Source organism: Gilvimarinus gilvus (genome assembly GCF_030518155.1).
GTDB lineage: Bacteria > Pseudomonadota > Gammaproteobacteria > Pseudomonadales > Cellvibrionaceae > Gilvimarinus > Gilvimarinus gilvus.
In genome coordinates this window covers 1-309 of the sequence record NZ_JAULRU010000671.1, presented here as the reverse complement: position 1 = coordinate 309, position 309 = coordinate 1, and the positions used below count along the sequence as shown (strand labels likewise).

The following is a 309-nucleotide window of genomic DNA, read 5'->3' as shown; positions in this document are numbered from 1 at the left end:
CTTGAACGTGAGCGCAGGGTATTTGATGTGGATGGCGCTCATGACGGATCTCCTGGGTATCGAGCCGGTGATTATAAGGTTCGGTGAAGCGAATACTGCGTGCTGATGCAACGGCTCGGTGGAACATCACACGGCCCCGCAGGCTGCGCTATCATGCCGCCCGTTGCTTTCAGGTTGAATTAAGGACCGCCGGGTAATCTTAACCCCGTAGACAACTTGTACAGCTCTCAGGAGAGAAGCACGATGAAAACCTTGACTGCCCTGTTCACCGCCGCCGCCCTTGCCCTGGGCGCCAATGCCGCTTTCGCC

1 protein-coding gene is annotated in these 309 nt (G+C 57.3%); it reads right to left on the bottom strand.

Going from position 1 to position 309, the window contains the following annotated elements; genetic code table 11:
- Positions 1 to 126 precede the first annotated feature (126 nt).
- Positions 127 to 309: hypothetical protein (locus QWI17_RS16735; protein ID WP_302723668.1), on the bottom strand; the 183-nt coding region annotated here is incomplete at its 5' end.